This window comes from Alloprevotella sp. Lung230, assembly GCF_014385435.1.
Classification (GTDB): Bacteria; Bacteroidota; Bacteroidia; order Bacteroidales; family Bacteroidaceae; genus Alloprevotella.
In genome coordinates, this window is sequence record NZ_JACSUD010000001.1 from 140,337 (window position 1) to 158,224 (window position 17,888).

The window sequence follows — 17,888 nt, forward strand, 5'->3', positions numbered from 1 at the left end:
CTTTGTTGGTCTTTTAGCCGAAAACCAACAAAACGCAATCCCATGATGGTCTTCTGAAATTTCGGCGGCTTGTTTTCTTACAACTGCAATTGCAATCCGCCATAGATGCCAAAGGGGTGACCTGCCCGAAGTCCTGACGGGTGGCGCGACACCAAATACTTCTTGTTCGTCAGGTTGATGGCATTCAAGGTGAGGGTTATCTTTTTGTTGAAATGCACTTTCAGCGAAGCGTCCAAAATCAGATGAGCAGGAATTTTCTCACGCTCGGCAATCTTTCCTTGTCCGGGAGCGGTGCGCATATCCCCATTGTAGCGTGCGCCGAAATTGGCTTCCACCCGTTTGTGCTCTATACCGATTTGGGCGTTGAAAGCGTGCTTGTAAATGTAAGGAATCTCATCTCCATAGACCACATTGCCCCAAGCCGAACTTTCAAAATTATTTCTCATTTCAGTGTCGGTATAGGTGTAGGAAAGTTGAATCGGGAGTTGGAACTTCCAACGCTTCGGCAGCGGCAGATAGTGGAACATCAATTCCCAACCTTTCACCATGGCTTTACCTACGTTGAACTGGTCGAGTGTACCTTGTCCGCCTTGTGCAGCCAAGTCACTTCCCAACATGTTGGAATAATTATTGTTGAAGGTGATGGCTTCAAACTTCATTTTCTGCGTCGTCCAGCGCAAACCGGCTTCTACATTCACACTGCTCTCCGCCTTTTGGTTGAGGGTAGCACTGGGCGGGGCAAATCCCTTATGAATGCCACCGAATGCAGAGAGAACCGGCAGCACCTTCACGTTAAATCCCATCCCCGGCAGCAAAGCCCGTGCATGATTGGGGGTTTCGATACGCACCTTGCCTGTTCGGCGAGGATCGGCCTTGGTGTAGTTGCGGTTGAGCAGGTCGACATCTTCATAACGCATACCGGCGGTCAGCGTGACCAAGCCCTTTGACCATTTGCCCAACCAATAGCCCGACCAAGCGTGAGCCGTCGTAATGCGGTTGGCATTACTCCCGGGCACTCCTGCTAAAAATAGGCTCATGCGCCCATCTTTCATCGAGTAGGAATCGTCTTGCTGAAAACGGTCTTCGCTATCTGCGTGATAGCGGATGCCCAATTCGGCCGTCAAATAGCCTCCGCCCAGCATCGTGCGGTATTCTCCCTTCGTTTGTATGCCTCGCGAATGGTACACACGATGGTTGGCACGCATTATCAAGGCTTCACCGATGTAGTCTTTCTTGCCGGTGACAATGTCGAAATAGGCTTGATTGGTTTCAGGATCGGCAAGTACAGCTTCGATAGAGCGACGTTCGGCCTTGGTAATACCGGTTCGCACGTCACTCAACTTATACCAATTTCGGAAAAAGTAATTATAATATAAATTGGTGGTAATCTTCCATTTGCTATCCGACTTGATCAGATAGGTCGCTACCCATTGAGTGTGGCGGGTTTTAAGGTTGTCTTTCTGCGCACCGGCATAGCGGAAATAAGGACGCGTAGCAAAGTCGCTCTCGGACAATCCCAAATAGGTTTCGTCGGAGGTTTCGTTGGCAAAGCCAAATTTCAATTCGAGCAAATGATTGATGCCTTCCTCCTTACGGGTTTGTACCGCAAATTTGGCAATCAAATCATTACGTTGGAAACCAGTACGTTCATTGGGTTCGTCTTTACGAAAGCCGTCCGACTGATAACGCAGATACTCCACCAAGAAACCGGTGTATTTGAAGCGGTTGCCGATGCTTGCATAAGATTTGAGGGTGTTGTAACTACCATACGAACCGTTCAGCTTGGCGCTGAATTTTGAAGGTATGGGGGTCGATACCATATTGATGGCACCACCGGTGGTGAATGGGCCATACTGCACCTGACTACTTCCTTTCAACACTTCAATGGCATGCATACGCCCAGCGTTGGGGAAATAGTAGGCGGCGGGGGCGGCATAAGGTGCGGGAGCAGCCAACACCCCGTCTTCCATCAGCGAGATACGTTCGCTTCGCTCAGCTTTCGTTCCTCGCAGACTGATATTCGGGCGCAATCCGAAACCATCTTCTTCATATACGTTCACCCCCGGTACGCTCTTCAGCATACGGTTGATGTCGGTATAGCCGAACTTCTTTATTTCTTCCGGGGAAATATAGTAAGCCGACCCTGTGCGGTTACGGGCTTCAAACTTGCTGCCCAACATTTGATTGGATTGTACAACTACCTCTGTTATTCTATGTACCGAATCGGTCATAGCACTTTTAATCTCCGTCTGTGCGCCTTGCTGCGTCTGAGCACACACACTTATGGGTGTCGCTGCAAGAAGCAGAGGCAATATATTTCTCGTATGATGCATAGCAAAATTATCAGACTTATGCTGCCTCGTCAAATGATTAAAGACCTTTAGCATCTCAACGCTCACTTTTGAGCACGATTCGCTGTCCGGCAGATAAGTCACGTCCTAGTATAGTTATAATGGAGTGCAAAGGTAATCAGAAACTCCCGAAACGACAATACCCACTTTTAGGTATTTTATAGCGTTATCAGAATTCAAAAAATCCTCATTTTGCAAAATAAGAATAGCAAAACTTGCACTCAAATCTAAATACAGGTAGTAAACTACCCAAAAGAAATAAGTAGGTGTTCAAAATTAATTGATACTAAGATAGGTCTCTTCTACTTTTTTCGAGGAAAGCCAAAAAATCAGCCACCACAAACGAGCTGCCTCCGATAAATAGTGCATCTTCAGTCGAAAGTAGCGAACGGGCAGTGAGATAAGCCTCTTCAACAGTGGCATAACTTTCTCCAGACAGCCCATATTGTGCAGCTTTCTTTTGCAGGACATCAGCAGGTAGCGCACGTTCCACACTCGCTTTTGCAAAATAATAGTGTGCTTTTGAGGGAAGGAGTTGCAAAATGTGAGAAACATCCTTATCGGCACACGCGCCAAACACGATGTGCAGATGGTGACAAGAGAGCGCCTCCAACTGGGGTGCGAGATAGTGCCACGCATCGACATTGTGTCCCGTGTCGCACACCACCAACGGCGCAGTGTCGAGCACCTGCCAGCGCCCCATCAGCCCCGTCAGTTCGTTGACTTCGGCAAAACCACGCGCCACCACTTCGGGGGTGATGCATCGGCGGATGTCCTGGGGCAAATGGGCGATTGCAGAGAGAATGGTCGCGGTGTTCTTCACCTGACAAGCTCCGCCCAAAGCACTTTCTATCCGTCCAAAATCGGAGGTCAAGTAGCGCCGGCGGCCATCGGGCAAATCTTCACATTCCATCACCCTACCCTCCTCTTCGGCAAAAATCAAAGGAGCACAAACACTCTCGGCCTTGGCCTCAAATATGGGGTGCGTTTCGGGCAACACCTGCCCCACCACCACAGGCGTTTCTGGTTTGATGATGCCGGCTTTCTCCCCGGCAATCTTTGCCAACGTGTCGCCCAGAAATTGCGTGTGATCCAGCGAAATGTTCGTAATCACCGACAACAGCGGGCGAATGATGTTCGTACAATCCAAGCGCCCACCCAGCCCCACTTCTATCACGGCAATGTCTACCTGCTCTTCGGCAAAATACTGAAAAGCCAAGGCTGTGGTCAGTTCGAAAAAGGAGGGGTGCAGCGGTTCGAAGAAATCGCGCTCTTCGGCCACAAAATCGACCACACGCTGCTCAGATATAGGCGTACCGTTCACCCGAATGCGCTCACGAAAATCGACCAAATGAGGCGAGGTGTACAGCCCCACTCGATAGCCGGCACTCTGCAAAATGGCGGCCAACGTGTGGGAAGTCGACCCTTTGCCGTTCGTACCGCCCACATGGATGGTGGCATAGCGCCGATGCGGGTGGTCGAAATGAGCATCAAACACCTCTGTGGTGGTAAGCCCCTCTTTATACGCCCCTGCCCCGATGTTTTGAAACAGCGGGGCAGAGTTGTAGAGATAGTCAAGTGTCTCTTGATAACTCATTGTCAATTAAAATAAGCGCGGAAGGAATTGAAAATCTTGTCTTTGATGCTCTTCGCGGGACGGAGATTGTCGCTCTCCTTCATGGCTTCAAAGGCAGTCTTTTCGTCTTTGTTCAGCGTTTCGGGGATGTAGACACTCACGTTGATGACAATGTCACCACGGCCGTAGCCATAACCGGGCACGGGAGGAAGTCCCTTGCCGCGCAGACGCATCCGCGTGCCGGGTTGCGTACCGGGCTTGATGGTCACGCGGGCTTTGCCTTCGAGGGTGGGCACTTCGACCGTGTCGCCGAGGGTAGCCTGACTCACGGTGAGCAATAGATTGTAGATGAGATCGTTGTCATCGCGGATGAAGTGTTCGTGTGGAACTTCCTCAATGAGCACCTGGATGTCGCCCGGCACACCATTATGTTTGGCAGCATGCCCCTTTCCGGGCGCATTGACCACCATACCTTCGGCCACACCGGCGGGGATGTTGATTTCCACAATCTCTTCGCCGGAAACAGTGCCTTCGCCGTGACATTTTTTGCATTTGTGGGCGATGACCTTGCCCTCACCATGACACTGCGGACAGGGGGTTTGTTGCTGCACCATGCCGAAGATGCTGCGCGCTTGGCGCACCACGTAGCCGGTGCCGTGACATTGCGAACAAGTTTCGGCCGAATGTCCCGGTTCGCAGCCCGAACCGTGGCAATCACCACATTCCACCTGCTTCTTCACCTTAAACTTCTTCGTCACTCCCGTGCTGATTTCTTCGAGGGTGAGGCGGGTTTTCAGGCGCAGGTCGCCACCTCGGTACTGTTGAGGTTCGGCACCTCTGCCGCCGCCAAAACCGCCGAAGCCGCCGAAGCCTCCGCCCATACTGCCAAAGATGTCGCTGAAGTGAGAGAAGATGTCGTTGATGTCGGTAAATCCACCGCCACCTCCAAAACCTCCGGCGCCATTCAGTCCGGCTTTGCCAAACTGGTCGTAGCGTTGACGCTTTTCGGGGTCGCGGAGCACTTCGTAGGCTTCAGCAGCTTCTTTGAATTTTTCCTCCGCTTCCTTATCGCCGGGATTTTTGTCGGGGTGATATTTCATGGCCACCTTGCGGTAGGCTTTTTTGATGTCGGCATCGCTTGCGCTCTTGTCGACACCCAGTATTTCGTAATAATCGAGATCTGCCATTGTAGAAAATGTTTGAAGATGAGGGATTCGTCAAGGTTGAACTTTCGTTTCAGGGACAGAGCAAGTCCTCAATCGGTACTTGCCCCCCGACCGCTATCACTGCCCTACGGCAACTTTTGCAAAGCGGAGCACCTTGTCGTTGAGCAGATAACCCGTCTGCACACAATCGATGATGTGGTTTTTCTTGCCTTCCTCTTCGACAGGGATGAGGGCGATGGCTTCGTGGAAGTCGGTGTCAAAGACGGCATCGTTCGTGTCCATCTTCTTCAGCCCTTGCTGTTCGAGCACACGCAGGAATTTTTGATGCACCAACTCCAAACCTTCACGCAGCGCGACCACATCTTCGCTTTGCGTCATGTGCTGCTGAGCGCGGTCCATATCGTCCAGAATGGGAAGAAGACTTTCGATTACTTTTTTTCCTCCATTGAGGATGAGGTCGGTCTGCGTGGCAATGCTGTGCTTGCGGAAGTTGGCAAAGTCGGCGGCTTGACGAAGCATTTTATCTTTAAGTTCTGCGATTTCGGCCTCAGCTTGTGCCAATTTGTCGGCATCTGACAGTTCGTCAGGTGCTTCGGCAATCGTTGCCTCTTCGGCCGCAACAGCGCTGTCCGTCTGAGGCTGCGTTTCGGGAGTCGCGGCAGTCACGTCCTGCGCGTCTTGTGGGGAGCTATTGAGTTCTTTTTCTTCCATGATGTTTTGTTTATTGTTTGTCCCTTCCTCTGCAAATTGTATGCCGAGGTACCGGGCGGTGGGTGTCTTCGCGCGCACGCGCTCTCTATACATAGGTGGCATTTTTTTCCTTCACTGCCTTCACCTCCGCCCTTTCTCTCTGAAGAACAAGGCTTTAAGGGTGAAGGCAAATGGGCACACGACCTTCACCTCACGACGAAGTTGGAGGAAAAGCACTATCATCATTCCGTGAAATCTCTTCACGACAAGAGGCTGACAATCAGATTGTCGCACCGAGGGTGAAGGCAGTGAAGGCAAAAAACAGAAGTGAATGTAGTGTAATGCGCGCGAGGGGAAGAGGAGGGAGGGGGAATTTCATCCGCACTCCCTCTCCCTACTCAAAACCTCAGAGGTAGTTTTCACCAGCTCTGAGGTAGATGCGCGCCGCTCCCAGAAAAATGAAAGCGGAAACGAAACGCGAAATGCGAAACACGAAATGTTAAAACCGAGTTAAAGTCGAGGAGGTGTGGCGGTTTTGGCGCGGCAAATGTCTATATACAAATGAGGGCCTTTCCGAGACGATGCTCAAATGGGGGGACTAATCCTGAAGAGCACCATACAAGCTTTCGCGCTGCTCACGGATGCGGTCGTCGTGGATGTAGTCTTCGTAGCTCATGAGTTTGTCGATGGTGCCGTTGGGCGTGAGTTCGATGACACGGTTGGCCACGGTGTTGATAAACTCGTGGTCGTGCGAGGAGAAGAGGATGTTGCCGCGGAAGCCCTTCAAATTATTGTTGAAGGCTTGAATGGACTCCATATCCAAGTGGTTGGTCGGGGTGTCCAAGATGAGACAGTTGGCATTGCGAAGTTGCATACGGGCAATCATGCAGCGCATCTTTTCACCTCCCGAGAGGACATTGACTTTCTTCATGATTTCTTCGTCCTTAAAGAGCATACGTCCCAAGAAGGCCTTAAAGTAGACCTCATTGCCTTCGCCGTATTGCGAGAGCCAGTCGAGCATATTGAGGTCGGTGTCGAAGAATTCAGTGTTGTCGAGCGGCAAATAGGCGGTGGTGATGGTGACACCCCAAGAGAAGGTACCCGATGCAGGCTGTTGGTTGCCGTTGATAATCTCAAAGAGAGCGGTCATGGCACGAGGGTCGTGACTGATGAACACCACCTTCTGCTCCTTCTCTACTTGGAAGCTCACCTTGTCGAAGAGCACCGTCCCATCGTCGGCCACGGCCTTGAGGTCCTGCACTTCGAGAATTTGGTTGCCGGGCTCGCGCTCCATCTGGAAGATGATGCCGGGATAGCGGCGGGTGGAAGGCTTGATTTCCTCCACATTGAGCTTTTCGAGCATCTTCTTGCGCGAAGTGGTTTGGCGGCTTTTGGCCACATTGGCCGAGAAGCGACGGATGAACTCTTCCAGTTCCTTCTTCTTCTCTTCGGCCTTCTGACGCTGGTTCTGTGCCTGACGCAAAGCGAGCTGCGACGACTCATACCAGAAGGAGTAGTTGCCGGAGAACATCGTCACCTTACCGAAGTCGATGTCGACGGTGTGGGTGCAAACCTGGTCGAGGAAGTGGCGGTCGTGGCTCACCACGAGGACGGTGTGTTCAAAGTTGCCCAGATAGTCTTCAAGCCATTCCACAGTTTCGAGGTCAAGGTCGTTGGTCGGTTCGTCAAGGAGAAGGTTGTCGGGTTCACCGAAGAGGGCTTGTGCCAGCATGACACGCACCTTCTGTTTGTTGGAAAGTTCGCCCATGAGTTTGCCGTGGAGGGCATCCTTGATGCCGAGGCCCGAGAGGAGAGTGGCAGCGTCATTTTCGGCCGTGTAGCCGCCGATGGTGGCAAATTTATCCTCGAGTTCAGCCACCTTGATGCCGTCTTCATCGGTGAAGTCTTCTTTGGCATAAAGGGCGTTACGCTCCTGCATCACGCTCCACAGGACGGTGTGGCCTTGCAGCACGGTGTCGAGCACGGTTTGGTCGTCAAACTTGAAGTGGTCCTGGGAGAGCACGGAGAGTCGCTCGCCGGGGCCCAGTTCCACCGTTCCCTTTGTCGGTTCGAGTTCGCCGCTGATGGCTTTGAGGAGCGTGGACTTGCCCGCGCCGTTGGCACCAATCACGCCGTAAATGTTGCCGTTGGTAAACTTCATGTTCACGTCTTGGTAAAGCACGCGCTTACCAAACTGAACAGCGATGTTAGAAAGAGTGATCATTTATTGTCTATGGGTTAAGGGGCTTTCAGAATTCCCCTGCTATTAAAGTTTGTTTTACAGACGTTTTCTCGCCACGGCATCGCCCAAAACCAATTCTTCGTTTGGGCATTGCGCGTTTGGTTGAACGAAAACGGGCTTATAGTCGGCTGCCGGAGTAAAGGAGTTTATCTCCCTCCTCATCCGCAGTTCAGTAAGTATTCAAAAGGGGGCATCCAGCCGGTCTATATCCACTCACTCCACCCCCGCTTATTGTATTTTCATATCCACTTCTCGAAAGTCGATAACTCTACAGATGTCTTGATAAGACTTACTGAACGCACCAAAAGCTTCGAGTTTGAGAGTGGACATGGCGGCGGCAAAGCAGGCGGCTTCGTGATAGCTTGCACCAGAGGCACGCTTGTAGAGATAGCCCGTCATGTAGGTATCACCGCAGCCCGTGGCATCGACGATGCGCAAGGGCGGATAGGCGTGGATTTCGATGAGGCGACCTTCGGCATAGATAGACGAACCCAGGCTGCCCTCGGTGATGATGACCTCGCGCACTCCCCAAGCCGCCAACTTGCGAGCGGCTGCGAGCACATCGGTCTCGCCCGTGAGGACGGCCATCTCGTGATCATTGACTTTGAGGATATCGACGTATTTCAGGCAGTCGCACTTCTCCTCCCAGTCGGTCGTCACGACCGATTCGCCCTCCACACGGCGCAGATAACCCTGGACATCGAGCGAGACAATGCCCTTGGTGGAAAGGTAGCGCACAAAATCGACCGAAAAATCATCGGCCAACAGGCTGCCCAGATGGTAGAAGTCGGCCTTGACGTTGATGATGTCGTCGATACGGAAAGGGTTGGCCTTGGCCAAGACGCGCTGAGTGCGGTGGTCTTGGTTGCTGCCGTAGATGTTTTCGAAATGGACGGTTTTCGCACTGGGCAGGACGCACACGTCAATGCCTTTGGCGCGCATGGCCTCGACGGCCGACATCTCGGAGGGGGCAAGGGCGGTAACGATCTGAAAGTCGGCATTGGGCAGTTGCGCCATGCCATGGGCAAAATAGTAGGCCGTGCCGCCGTTGAGATAGGTTGTGGCGTCCGGGGTCACGATTTTGTCGAGTGTGATGTGCCCGATGCAACACACGCGCTTCATGCGCGGTGGATGAGTTGGAGGAACTCCTCGCGGGTCTTGGCTTGCTCGAAAGCGCCACAGAAAGAGGAGGTGGTGGTGAGGGAATGTTGCTTTTCGACACCCCGCATCTGCATGCACATGTGTTCGCCTTCGACCACCACCATCACACCGAGTGGGTCGAGCGCTTCGCGGATGGCCTCCATCACTTGGAGGGTGAGACGCTCCTGCACTTGCAGACGATGGGAGAAGATGTCGACCACACGGGGAATTTTGGAGAGGCCGCAGATGTGTCCGTTGGGGATATAGGCCACATGGGCTTTGCCGTAGAACGGCAGCATGTGGTGCTCGCAAAGGCTGTAGAACTGGATGTCTTTGACAATGACCATTTGCTTGTAGTCTTCGACAAACTTGGCGCTGTTGAGCACCGCGATGGGGTCCATGTCGTAGCCGCGGGTGAGGGTGAGCATCGCTTTGGCCACACGTTCGGGGGTTTTGAGCAGTCCTTCACGTTGGGGATCTTCACCCAGCAGATGGAGCACCTCTTGATAGTGGAACATGAGCTGTTCCAGGCGTTCTTGTTCTGTCATAAAAGATGGAAGTGAGCAGGCTGTGGGATGGCTCACAAAGGAGATTTGGATAAGGGGAGGGAGGTCGTTCTGTCCAACGAGTGGGGAACAGACGAAGCGAGAGTTTGACGCCATGTCGCGGCAAAACAAGTGCTTTCGCTCCCACTATTCAGCACGCAAAATGGTGGAAGAGACCACGCGAACTTCAGCCGAAATGCGTTTGCGACGAAGTTGGCGCACATAGTCGGCCGCTTCTTCGCGCGACGAGAAATCGCCCACGCGACACACCCAACGAGGCGAAAGGAAAGTGACGTAGGCCGAAAGTTCAGGGAAGTGGCTCTGCACCTTCTGTTTCATCTGCAACGCCTCTTGCTTCGACACGCGATTGTTGGCGCCGGTGTAGACTTGTATGCGGTAGCCCTGAGCTTTATAGCGGGCGCGAGTAGTTCCTCCGGTGTAGGGAAAGCGCACCACCCGCCGCACCACGGTGTGGTGGTGCTGTGTCGTGTCGACCGGTTGGGCGGTGCCCACGCCTTTGCGAGGCGGCAAGGTGTCGTGCGGTGTTTGTGCCAACAAGGGGGTCGTGCAGCAATAGCCCGTCAGAAGGATAAAGGAGAGTAGCTTTGCGCGCATCATATTCAAACGCTAAAATTCAAACGCATCATATCAAAAAGGGGGATGGGCGCAAGGATTTGCACCCATCCTGAATGATTGTTGCGGATTGGACCGAAGAGATTATTTCCAAGCGTCGATGATGGCCTTGAAGTCGGCAGCCTTCAACGAAGCACCACCGATGAGTCCACCATCGATGTCGGCCTTGGCGAAGAGTTCAGGAGCGTTAGAGCCCTTGCAAGAACCACCATAGAGGATGGAGGTATTGTCGGCAGCTTCCTGACCAAACTTCTCGGCTACGCAAGAGCGAATGAAAGCGTGGATTTCTTGTGCTTGCTCGGAAGTGGCCGTCTTGCCCGTGCCGATGGCCCAAATGGGTTCGTAGGCGATGACGATGTTGCTCCACTGTTCGGCAGTGAGATGGAACACGCTGCCTTCAAGTTCGGCCTTGCAAACGGCTTCTTGTTCGTTGGCTTCACGCTGGGCGAGGCTCTCACCGATGCAGAAGATGACCTTCAGGCCGTTAGCCAAAGCGAGATCTACCTTTTCCTTCAACACTTCGGGAGTTTCGTTGTAGTATTCACGACGTTCGCTGTGGCCGAGGATGACGTATTCTGCACCGGTAGACTTCACCATTTCTGCAGAAACTTCGCCCGTATAGGCACCGCTGGCATGGTCGGCACAGTTTTCGGCAGCAAGACCGATAACACTGTGATCGATAACGTCGCTCACCTTGGCGAGGTGAATGAAGGGAGTGCCGATGATGACTTCGCAGTTAGGCTTTTCAGCCGTCAGGATGTTGTTGAGCTCAGTGGCAAGAGCAATACCTTCTTGCAGGTTCTTGTTCATTTTCCAGTTGCCTGCTACAATGTGCTTTCTCATTGTGGTACGTTATTTTTTTGAGATTTATAATGATGATATATTTTGTAAAATCGGCGTCCCATCCAAAGACGGTCCAGCAAGAAAACGACTCCGCAAGGGACGACAAACCAGAGGAAGAGCAGCCCGAAGGAGTGGTTGCGCCGGTGGCGCTGTTCGTCATCAGAAGAGGCGGTGATTTGGGTCAGTTCCTTTTCGTCCGGCATGTCGTTGCGGCCCCATTTGGCAAGGATACGTCCCTTCTTGAGGAGCACCAAACCAGGATTGGAGCGTACGATTTCTTTCAGGAGTTCGCTTGATGCTTTGACGAAAGGATAAGAGGCTCCGGTGCGGTCTATCCAGCCTGTGATTTCGGCATCTGTGCCCGTTGTGGCACAAAGGAAGCGATGATGGTGGTCGTTGGAGAAGTCGTAGATGTCGTTGAGCGCATCCGAGCAACCGGCATCGGCCATAGAGATTTTCGGAAGTGTGGCGATGAACACGTAGCTCGTATCAGCCAATATATCTTCGGAAAGGTCATCACCATTGCGGGAAGTAATGGAAAACTCTTTGATGGAGGGTTCTTTCAACACTTCGGTCTGCGCATCGACATACTTCCACGTGCTGTCGGGCAAATTTTCCAATCCGAAGGTGCGTTTCTCTCCATTCTTTTCGTAGGTGAAAGTCGTGGAAAACTCTCCGCGCATGGCTTCGTTGATGTCGGTGCCCAGCTCAAAACCTGTGAAGTCCATTAAGGGCTGATAGTGCAAAGAATAGACGCTCACGCCCAACATGTACAGCATCGAGTAGAGCGAAAGAATCCACTGGTTGTGCTCAGAGATGATGCGCAGCGAGCGTTTCCGTTGCCAGACGAGAAGAAGGGCACAAGCCAGCAGCACGATATTTTTGGCCAGAGTTTGTCCGTTGGTCAAAATCAGTGCATCGCCAAAGCATCCACAATCGGTGACGGGGTTGTAAAGGTAGATGTAGACCGTCACCAACGTCATGAATACCATAAAGAGGAGCGTCCCGATGCTTGCAAGGCGTTGACGTATCCCCAAAAGGAGGTAGACTCCAAGGCTGAACTCCACAAGCGCCAAGAGGATGGCAGCGACATCCAAATAGAGAGAGCCGGCCATGATGGGAATCCCCCATGCGGCACAATAGGCTTCCAGTTTGTGCTCCATCCCCATCGGGTCAAGCGCTTTGGCAAAGCCGGAAAAGAGAAATGTGGCGGCGAGCAACCACTGCGCCACCCATGTGAGCAGGCGTAAAGTAAGGTTGATAAAACTATTCTTCGACATGATTGTCTTGTTCTATGACTAATTTAATGAGCGCAAAAACGGCATAGTTGAGCATGTCCATATAATTGGCAGCGATGCCTTCGCTCACCAAGGTGGCACCTTCTAAGTCTTCGATTTGCTTGGTGCGGAACACCTTCATCAAAATCAAGTCGGCATAGGAGGAGACGCGCATGGCACGCCAAGCCTCATCGTAGTCGTGGTTCTTTCGCAACATCAGTGCCAAAGCGGCAGCGGCTTGCTCATCGTAGTTTTCGACGATAGTGGCATCGAAGAGGTCGGTCTCGTTCGTTCCGTCCACAACACCGCGCTCCAGCTGGATGAGCCCCATGATGGCGTAGTTGACCAAACCGATGAACTCCGGGATGATACCTTCGCCGACCATCGTCACCCCCGTCATCTGAAGGGTGCGGATACGATTGGCCTTGATGTATAGTTGATCGGTGATGGACTCCGGACGCATAATGCGCCACGCTGTCCCATAGTCGTGCATCTTTTTAAGAAAGAGGTCGCGACACAACGCCAGCACGGCTTTAAATTCTTCCTGCGTGGTCATGGCTCACACTCTGTTTAGTAGCTGCGGGCAATGATGACACGCGCCACAGCGGGTTTGCCACTGACCATATCCACGCCCAAATTGTCTTGCGACACGCCATAAGGCACACAGCGGATGGTGGCTTGGGTGTCGGCCTTAATTTGGGCTTCCGTCTCAGCTGTTCCGTCCCAATCGCAGAGGAAGAAACCGCCTTCCTTCACACGCACCTTGAACTCCTCGTAGTTGGTGCAGGTGTAGGTGCATGCTTCGCGGTGTTTCAGCGCCTTTTGGTAGATATTCTCTTGAATTTCTTCGAGCAGAGCAGACACTTTTTCTTCAATGCCTTCAAAGGCCCAGGTTTCTTTTTCGAGAGTGTCACGGCGCATCACTTCCACAGTACCGTTTTCCAAATCGCGGCCGCCCATCACCAAACGAACGGGCACACCTTTCAGCTCATAGTCTGCAAACTTGAAACCGGGACGCTTGTTGTCGGCATTATCATATTTCACACGAATGCCTTTGGCTTCCAGGCGTTGGGCCAATCCGCCCAAGACTTCGTCAAATTTGTCCACCTCATCACCTTTGAAGATGGGCACGATCACCACCTGAATGGGGGCAACGTGAGGAGGAAGCACCAGTCCATTGTCGTCAGAGTGCGACATGATGAGCGCACCCATCAGGCGAGTGGAGACGCCCCACGAAGATGCCCAAGCATACTCTTCCTTGTTTTCTTTGTTGACAAACTTCACATCAAAAGCCTTACCGAAGTTTTGTCCCAAGAAGTGAGAAGTACCACTTTGCAGAGCCTTACCATCCTGCATCATTGCTTCAATCGTGTAAGTGTCGAGTGCTCCGGCAAAGCGTTCCGTCTCGCTTTTCACACCGCGCACCATCGGAATGGCCAAAATGTCTTTGGCAAAGTCATGATAAACTTCCAACATTTGCTTGGCACGTGCTTCTGCTTGTTCGCGAGTTGCATGAGCGGTATGTCCTTCCTGCCAAAGGAACTCTGAAGTGCGGAGGAACAAACGAGTGCGCATCTCCCAACGCATCACATTGCACCATTGGTTGCAAAGGATGGGGAGGTCGCGCCATGAATGAATCCAGCCACGGAACGTATTCCAAATCGTGGTTTCGGACGTGGGACGAATAATGAGTTCTTCTTCGAGTTTTGCAGCTGGGTCTACCACCACCCCTTCTCCTTCGGGATTGGCTTTGAGGCGATAGTGGGTGACCACAGCACATTCTTTGGCAAAGCCCTCAACGTGGTCAGCTTCTTTGGAAAGATAGCTCTTGGGGATAAGCATAGGGAAGTAAGCATTCTGCACACCGGTAGCCTTAAAACGAGCATCCAGATTTTGCTGAATGCGCTCCCAAATGGCATAGCCATAAGGTTTAATCACCATACAGCCACGCACATCGGCTTGTTCGGCAAGGTCTGCTTTCACCACCAATTCGTTGTACCAGCGAGAGTAATCCACGCTGCGTTTGGTCAAATCTTTGAGTTCTTTTGCCATTCTATTTTCTTATTTTTCTTTTTCTAAATCTAAAGCAGTGGACACACAGCCCACCCTAAAAAACGTCTTTTACAAGTGCAAATTTACGCATTTATATGGACATACGACCTATATCTTGCGGTTTTTCGCGCCATCAGCCGCTTCCCTAATCATCTTCACCGTAAATGGCATCCTTCGTTGTGTCTACCACCCAAAGCACCCATCCCCAAATCATACGTCCCAAACGGCACACTCCGGCACAGACGGCAAGTCCGAACCATTGGAGGCCGCGGAAGGCTAAAATCGTCAAGCGCACAGCAATGCGCAACCAGTCGGCAGGGGTTTCGGTTTTGAAGCGATAGCGCACGCACAACCTCTGCCAGCCCCACACCCAAAGTAGAGGAAGCGCAACGCCCACGATGGCATAAAGCATCCAGAAAGCATCGTCCGTGGCGGTTTGCACCACGGGATGACCACCGACCATCGACCAAGGCAGAGCGTAGACGCCCACTTTTAGGGCACTCACCAGTTTGAAAGCCAGTAGGTGAAAACCAAAAATGTAAATCGAATTATCACCGACATAGACCAAAACACGCTGCACCTGCGCCGGCAGACGATTGAGATAGACAGCAACGTTGCGCAACAGGAAGAAACCCGCTGTGCCCGACAAGGACAAGGCCACCACACTGCCGACATTGGTTGCCCGAGGACTCATCGAGACGGGATAGAAAAGGGTGAGCAAAGTCAAAATCGTTCCGCCCCCCAAAATCCCCACTACGGGGTGAAGATAAGGTTTGGCCGCCGGCACCTCTTCCAGACGTCGCAACAGAAAACCGACCGCCAAGAAGAACACGCCCATCAATTCGCGATAGCCGCCTTGCGCAAGTCCGGTGATGCACAAGCCATCCTGCGTGTGCCATACTCCCAGCAACAGCGCCAATGAGGCAATCACTCCGGCCTGTCGCGTTGGGGTGGCCAGCCACCTCAGTTTGGACAGCAAGAAGAAAAGTATCAAGAAGGCGACACTACTCACCCACAAAGCACGGAAGAACCAAAATGAACCGGCCAAGAATGGGTCGTAGCCCGACATATTGAACACCATGCTCCAGAGGTTTTGCGCCATCTCATGGGCCGTATAGGGATGCGTCACTCCTCCCGCGGCATTTCCATATTGTTCGGAGAGCAATCCCAAAGGAAACAGCAAGTTGTGTATCAACAAAAAGAAGACGCTCCACTTCAGAAAGGGGAGATACAGTCTTCGGGTGCGCCGCAGCAGAAAGTCCGTTTTTTGCTCCACATTGCTCACGCGAAAGAAATAGCCCGACAGTACAAAAAAGACAGGCACATTGATGAGATAAGCAAAGCGGGCCAAGTAGGTCGGAGCTACGGCATGAGCCACCACCACGAGGAAGATGGCCAAAGCTTTGAATATCGAGAAAGTGGTATCACGCATGAATGTAAGCGTAAGAATAAGGAGAAAACTCTAAATCATCGCGCTGAACGAGTCGACAATGCCTATCAAATGATCTTCGGCATCCACCACCAGCACGGAATGGATTTTGTAACGCTGCAAGAGCGTGTCAATTTCCGAAAGTTTTGTTTCGGGAGAGACGGTTTTAGGGTGAGTGGTCATCACTTCCGAAACCGTACGATGCAGAAAACTGTCGCCAAAGCGCTCCATACCTCTACGCACATCGCCATCGGTCACAATACCCGAAATCCGCTCCTCCTCCACGACAATGCAGAGTCCCAGCCGACCACCGGTCATGGTGAGCAAAGCTTCCGTCATCGAGAGGTTGGGCGCCACGATGGGCAAGTTGTCGGTGTGCATCACATCACGCGCCCGAGTGAGCAAGCGACGTCCCAGCGTACCACCGGGATGGAACTGTGCAAAATCCCCTTCCTTAAAGTCACGCGCCACAATCAGTGCACAAGCCAACGCATCGCCCATCGCCAAAGTGGCTGTCGTGCTGCTCGTCGGCGCCAAGCCCATCGGGCACGCCTCGCGCTCCACGGCAATATCGAGATGCACGGTGCTGTATTGCGCCAACAGCGAAGTGGGATTGCCGCTCATACCGATGACTGGGATGTTCTTCGCAATCAAATAGGGGAAAAAGCGAAGCAATTCGTCGGTCTGCCCCGAATTGGAGATGGCCAACACCACATCGTGCGCTTCTATCACCCCCAAATCGCCATGGAAAGCATCGAGCGGATTGATGAAGAAACTCGGTGTGCCGGTCGAAGAGAGGGTGGCGGCTATCTTGGCACCGATGTGCCCACTCTTCCCCACCCCCGTGACGATGAGTTTGCCTTTGCAATGGAGCACCAATTCTACGGCGCGCTCAAAATCAGCTCCTATTTTGGGGACAAGCGCCAAAAGGGCTTGTGCTTCATCGCGAAGACATTGGACGGCAGTTTCGGTGTAGAGGGACATAATCGTGTTAATTGTGGTATCTAAAAAGGAGAAGTAGGAGAGGCAAAGCAAAACAAAGCATCAGAGCAAGGAGGCCATCACTCCTTCCAAATCTTTCAGGAAGAGCATGTTGGGCCCATCCGAGAGGGCTTCGTCCGGGTTGGGATGAGTTTCAAAGAAGTAGCCATCGGCGCCAAAAGCTTTGGCCGCCAAAGCCATGGCCGGCACAAATCGGCGGTCGCCGCCGGTCGTTCCTCCCCCACCTCCGGGTCGCTGCACAGCGTGCGTGCAATCCATAATGACGCGGTCGGCCCACTGCTTCATAATCGGCAGATTGCGGAAATCAACCACCAGATTGTTGTAGCCAAAAGTCGAACCGCGCTCTGTGAGCCAAACTTCTGCCGCCCCGGCCTCGCGACACTTCTCCACGGGATAGCGCATGTCTTCGCCCGAAAGAAATTGTGCTTTCTTGACGTTGACCACTTTTCCCGTCTTCGCTGCGGCCACCAAAAGGTCGGTCTGCCGGCAGAGGAAAGCCGGAATTTGCAGTACGTCCACCACCTGCCCCACGGCTTCGGCTTGGGTGCTCTCGTGGATGTCCGTTGTCAGCGGCAGTTGATAGCGCGACTTGATGTCGGCCAGCATTTGCAGCCCCTTTTCCAATCCCGGGCCACGGAAGGAACTCAGCGAAGTACGATTAGCCTTGTCGAACGAAGCCTTAAAATAAATCTCCACTTGGAGTTTTTCGCGGATTTCCACCAAACGTTGCGCGACAATGTCGAGAAGTTCAGCATTTTCGATGACACAAGGACCGGCAAGAAAGATCGGAGACATGATGATGGAGTATTTGATAGGGAATATAATGCGCTGCAAAAGTACAAAAAATCTCGGGAATAGGAACTTTCTTGACTGAAGAATGCATTTTCTCTTCCATTGTTCTTGCGGCTGTCCTCTTTTTTTTAGATATTTGCAGCATAGTTT

Annotated in this window: 15 protein-coding genes; all 15 read right to left on the reverse strand. The window is 52.4% G+C overall.

The features are described from left to right. Positions 1-77: 77 nt before the first annotated feature. Positions 78-2,333, reverse strand: a complete 2,256-nt coding sequence (locus tag H8527_RS00555) for a TonB-dependent receptor domain-containing protein (RefSeq protein WP_187544723.1) — start codon at positions 2,331-2,333, stop codon at positions 78-80. A 304-nt stretch (positions 2,334-2,637) separates the two neighbouring features. Continuing rightward, positions 2,638-3,948, reverse strand: a complete 1,311-nt coding sequence (locus H8527_RS00560; RefSeq protein ID WP_187544724.1) for a folylpolyglutamate synthase/dihydrofolate synthase family protein — start codon at positions 3,946-3,948, stop codon at positions 2,638-2,640. Between the two features lie 2 nt (positions 3,949-3,950). Then, entirely contained in the window at positions 3,951-5,114 is a 1,164-nt protein-coding gene (dnaJ, locus tag H8527_RS00565; RefSeq protein WP_187544726.1) for a molecular chaperone DnaJ, read from the reverse strand. Positions 5,115-5,210: 96 nt separating this feature from the next. Next, positions 5,211-5,804 (reverse strand): nucleotide exchange factor GrpE, encoded by a 594-nt coding sequence (locus H8527_RS00570; protein WP_255498477.1) that lies wholly within the window; start codon positions 5,802-5,804, stop codon positions 5,211-5,213. A gap of 577 nt (positions 5,805-6,381) precedes the next feature. Beyond that, entirely contained in the window at positions 6,382-8,007 is a 1,626-nt protein-coding gene (locus H8527_RS00575; RefSeq protein ID WP_187544729.1) for an ABC-F family ATP-binding cassette domain-containing protein, read from the reverse strand. A 246-nt stretch (positions 8,008-8,253) separates the two neighbouring features. After that, positions 8,254-9,147 carry a PfkB family carbohydrate kinase gene (locus tag H8527_RS00580; RefSeq protein WP_187544731.1) on the reverse strand — a complete coding sequence of 298 codons (894 nt, stop codon included), beginning with the start codon at positions 9,145-9,147 and terminating at the stop codon, positions 8,254-8,256. Further along, entirely contained in the window at positions 9,144-9,713 is a 570-nt protein-coding gene (gene folE / locus H8527_RS00585; RefSeq protein ID WP_187544733.1) for a GTP cyclohydrolase I FolE, read from the reverse strand. The genes H8527_RS00580 and folE overlap by 4 nt, the downstream gene beginning before the upstream one ends. Positions 9,714-9,857: 144 nt before the next feature. Continuing rightward, complete coding sequence (locus H8527_RS00590) at positions 9,858-10,328, reverse strand: SPOR domain-containing protein (protein WP_187544734.1); 471 nt, start codon at positions 10,326-10,328, stop codon at positions 9,858-9,860. Positions 10,329-10,427: 99 nt separating this feature from the next. Further along, entirely contained in the window at positions 10,428-11,186 is a 759-nt protein-coding gene (gene tpiA / locus H8527_RS00595) for a triose-phosphate isomerase (protein WP_187544736.1), read from the reverse strand. Then, positions 11,183-12,466, reverse strand: coding sequence for a BT_3928 family protein (locus H8527_RS00600; protein ID WP_187544737.1), 1,284 nt, complete (start codon positions 12,464-12,466; stop codon positions 11,183-11,185). The genes tpiA and H8527_RS00600 overlap by 4 nt, the downstream gene beginning before the upstream one ends. Further along, a complete protein-coding gene (locus H8527_RS00605; protein ID WP_187544739.1) occupies positions 12,453-13,019 on the reverse strand; it encodes a DUF1599 domain-containing protein in 567 nt (188 codons plus the stop codon). Before H8527_RS00605 ends, H8527_RS00600 begins: the two co-directional genes overlap by 14 nt. Positions 13,020-13,033: 14 nt before the next feature. Further along, positions 13,034-14,515, reverse strand: a complete 1,482-nt coding sequence (gene proS / locus H8527_RS00610) for a proline--tRNA ligase (RefSeq protein WP_187544741.1) — start codon at positions 14,513-14,515, stop codon at positions 13,034-13,036. Between the two features lie 145 nt (positions 14,516-14,660). Further along, positions 14,661-15,947 (reverse strand): acyltransferase, encoded by a 1,287-nt coding sequence (locus H8527_RS00615; RefSeq protein ID WP_187544742.1) that lies wholly within the window; start codon positions 15,945-15,947, stop codon positions 14,661-14,663. 30 nt (positions 15,948-15,977) lie between these two features. Then, positions 15,978-16,928: an SIS domain-containing protein gene (locus H8527_RS00620; protein WP_187544744.1), complete on the reverse strand. Its 951-nt coding sequence runs from the start codon at positions 16,926-16,928 to the stop codon at positions 15,978-15,980. Positions 16,929-16,988: 60 nt separating this feature from the next. Then, positions 16,989-17,741 (reverse strand): 3-deoxy-8-phosphooctulonate synthase, encoded by a 753-nt coding sequence (gene kdsA, locus H8527_RS00625; RefSeq protein WP_187544746.1) that lies wholly within the window; start codon positions 17,739-17,741, stop codon positions 16,989-16,991. Between the last annotated feature and the right edge of the window lie 147 nt (positions 17,742-17,888).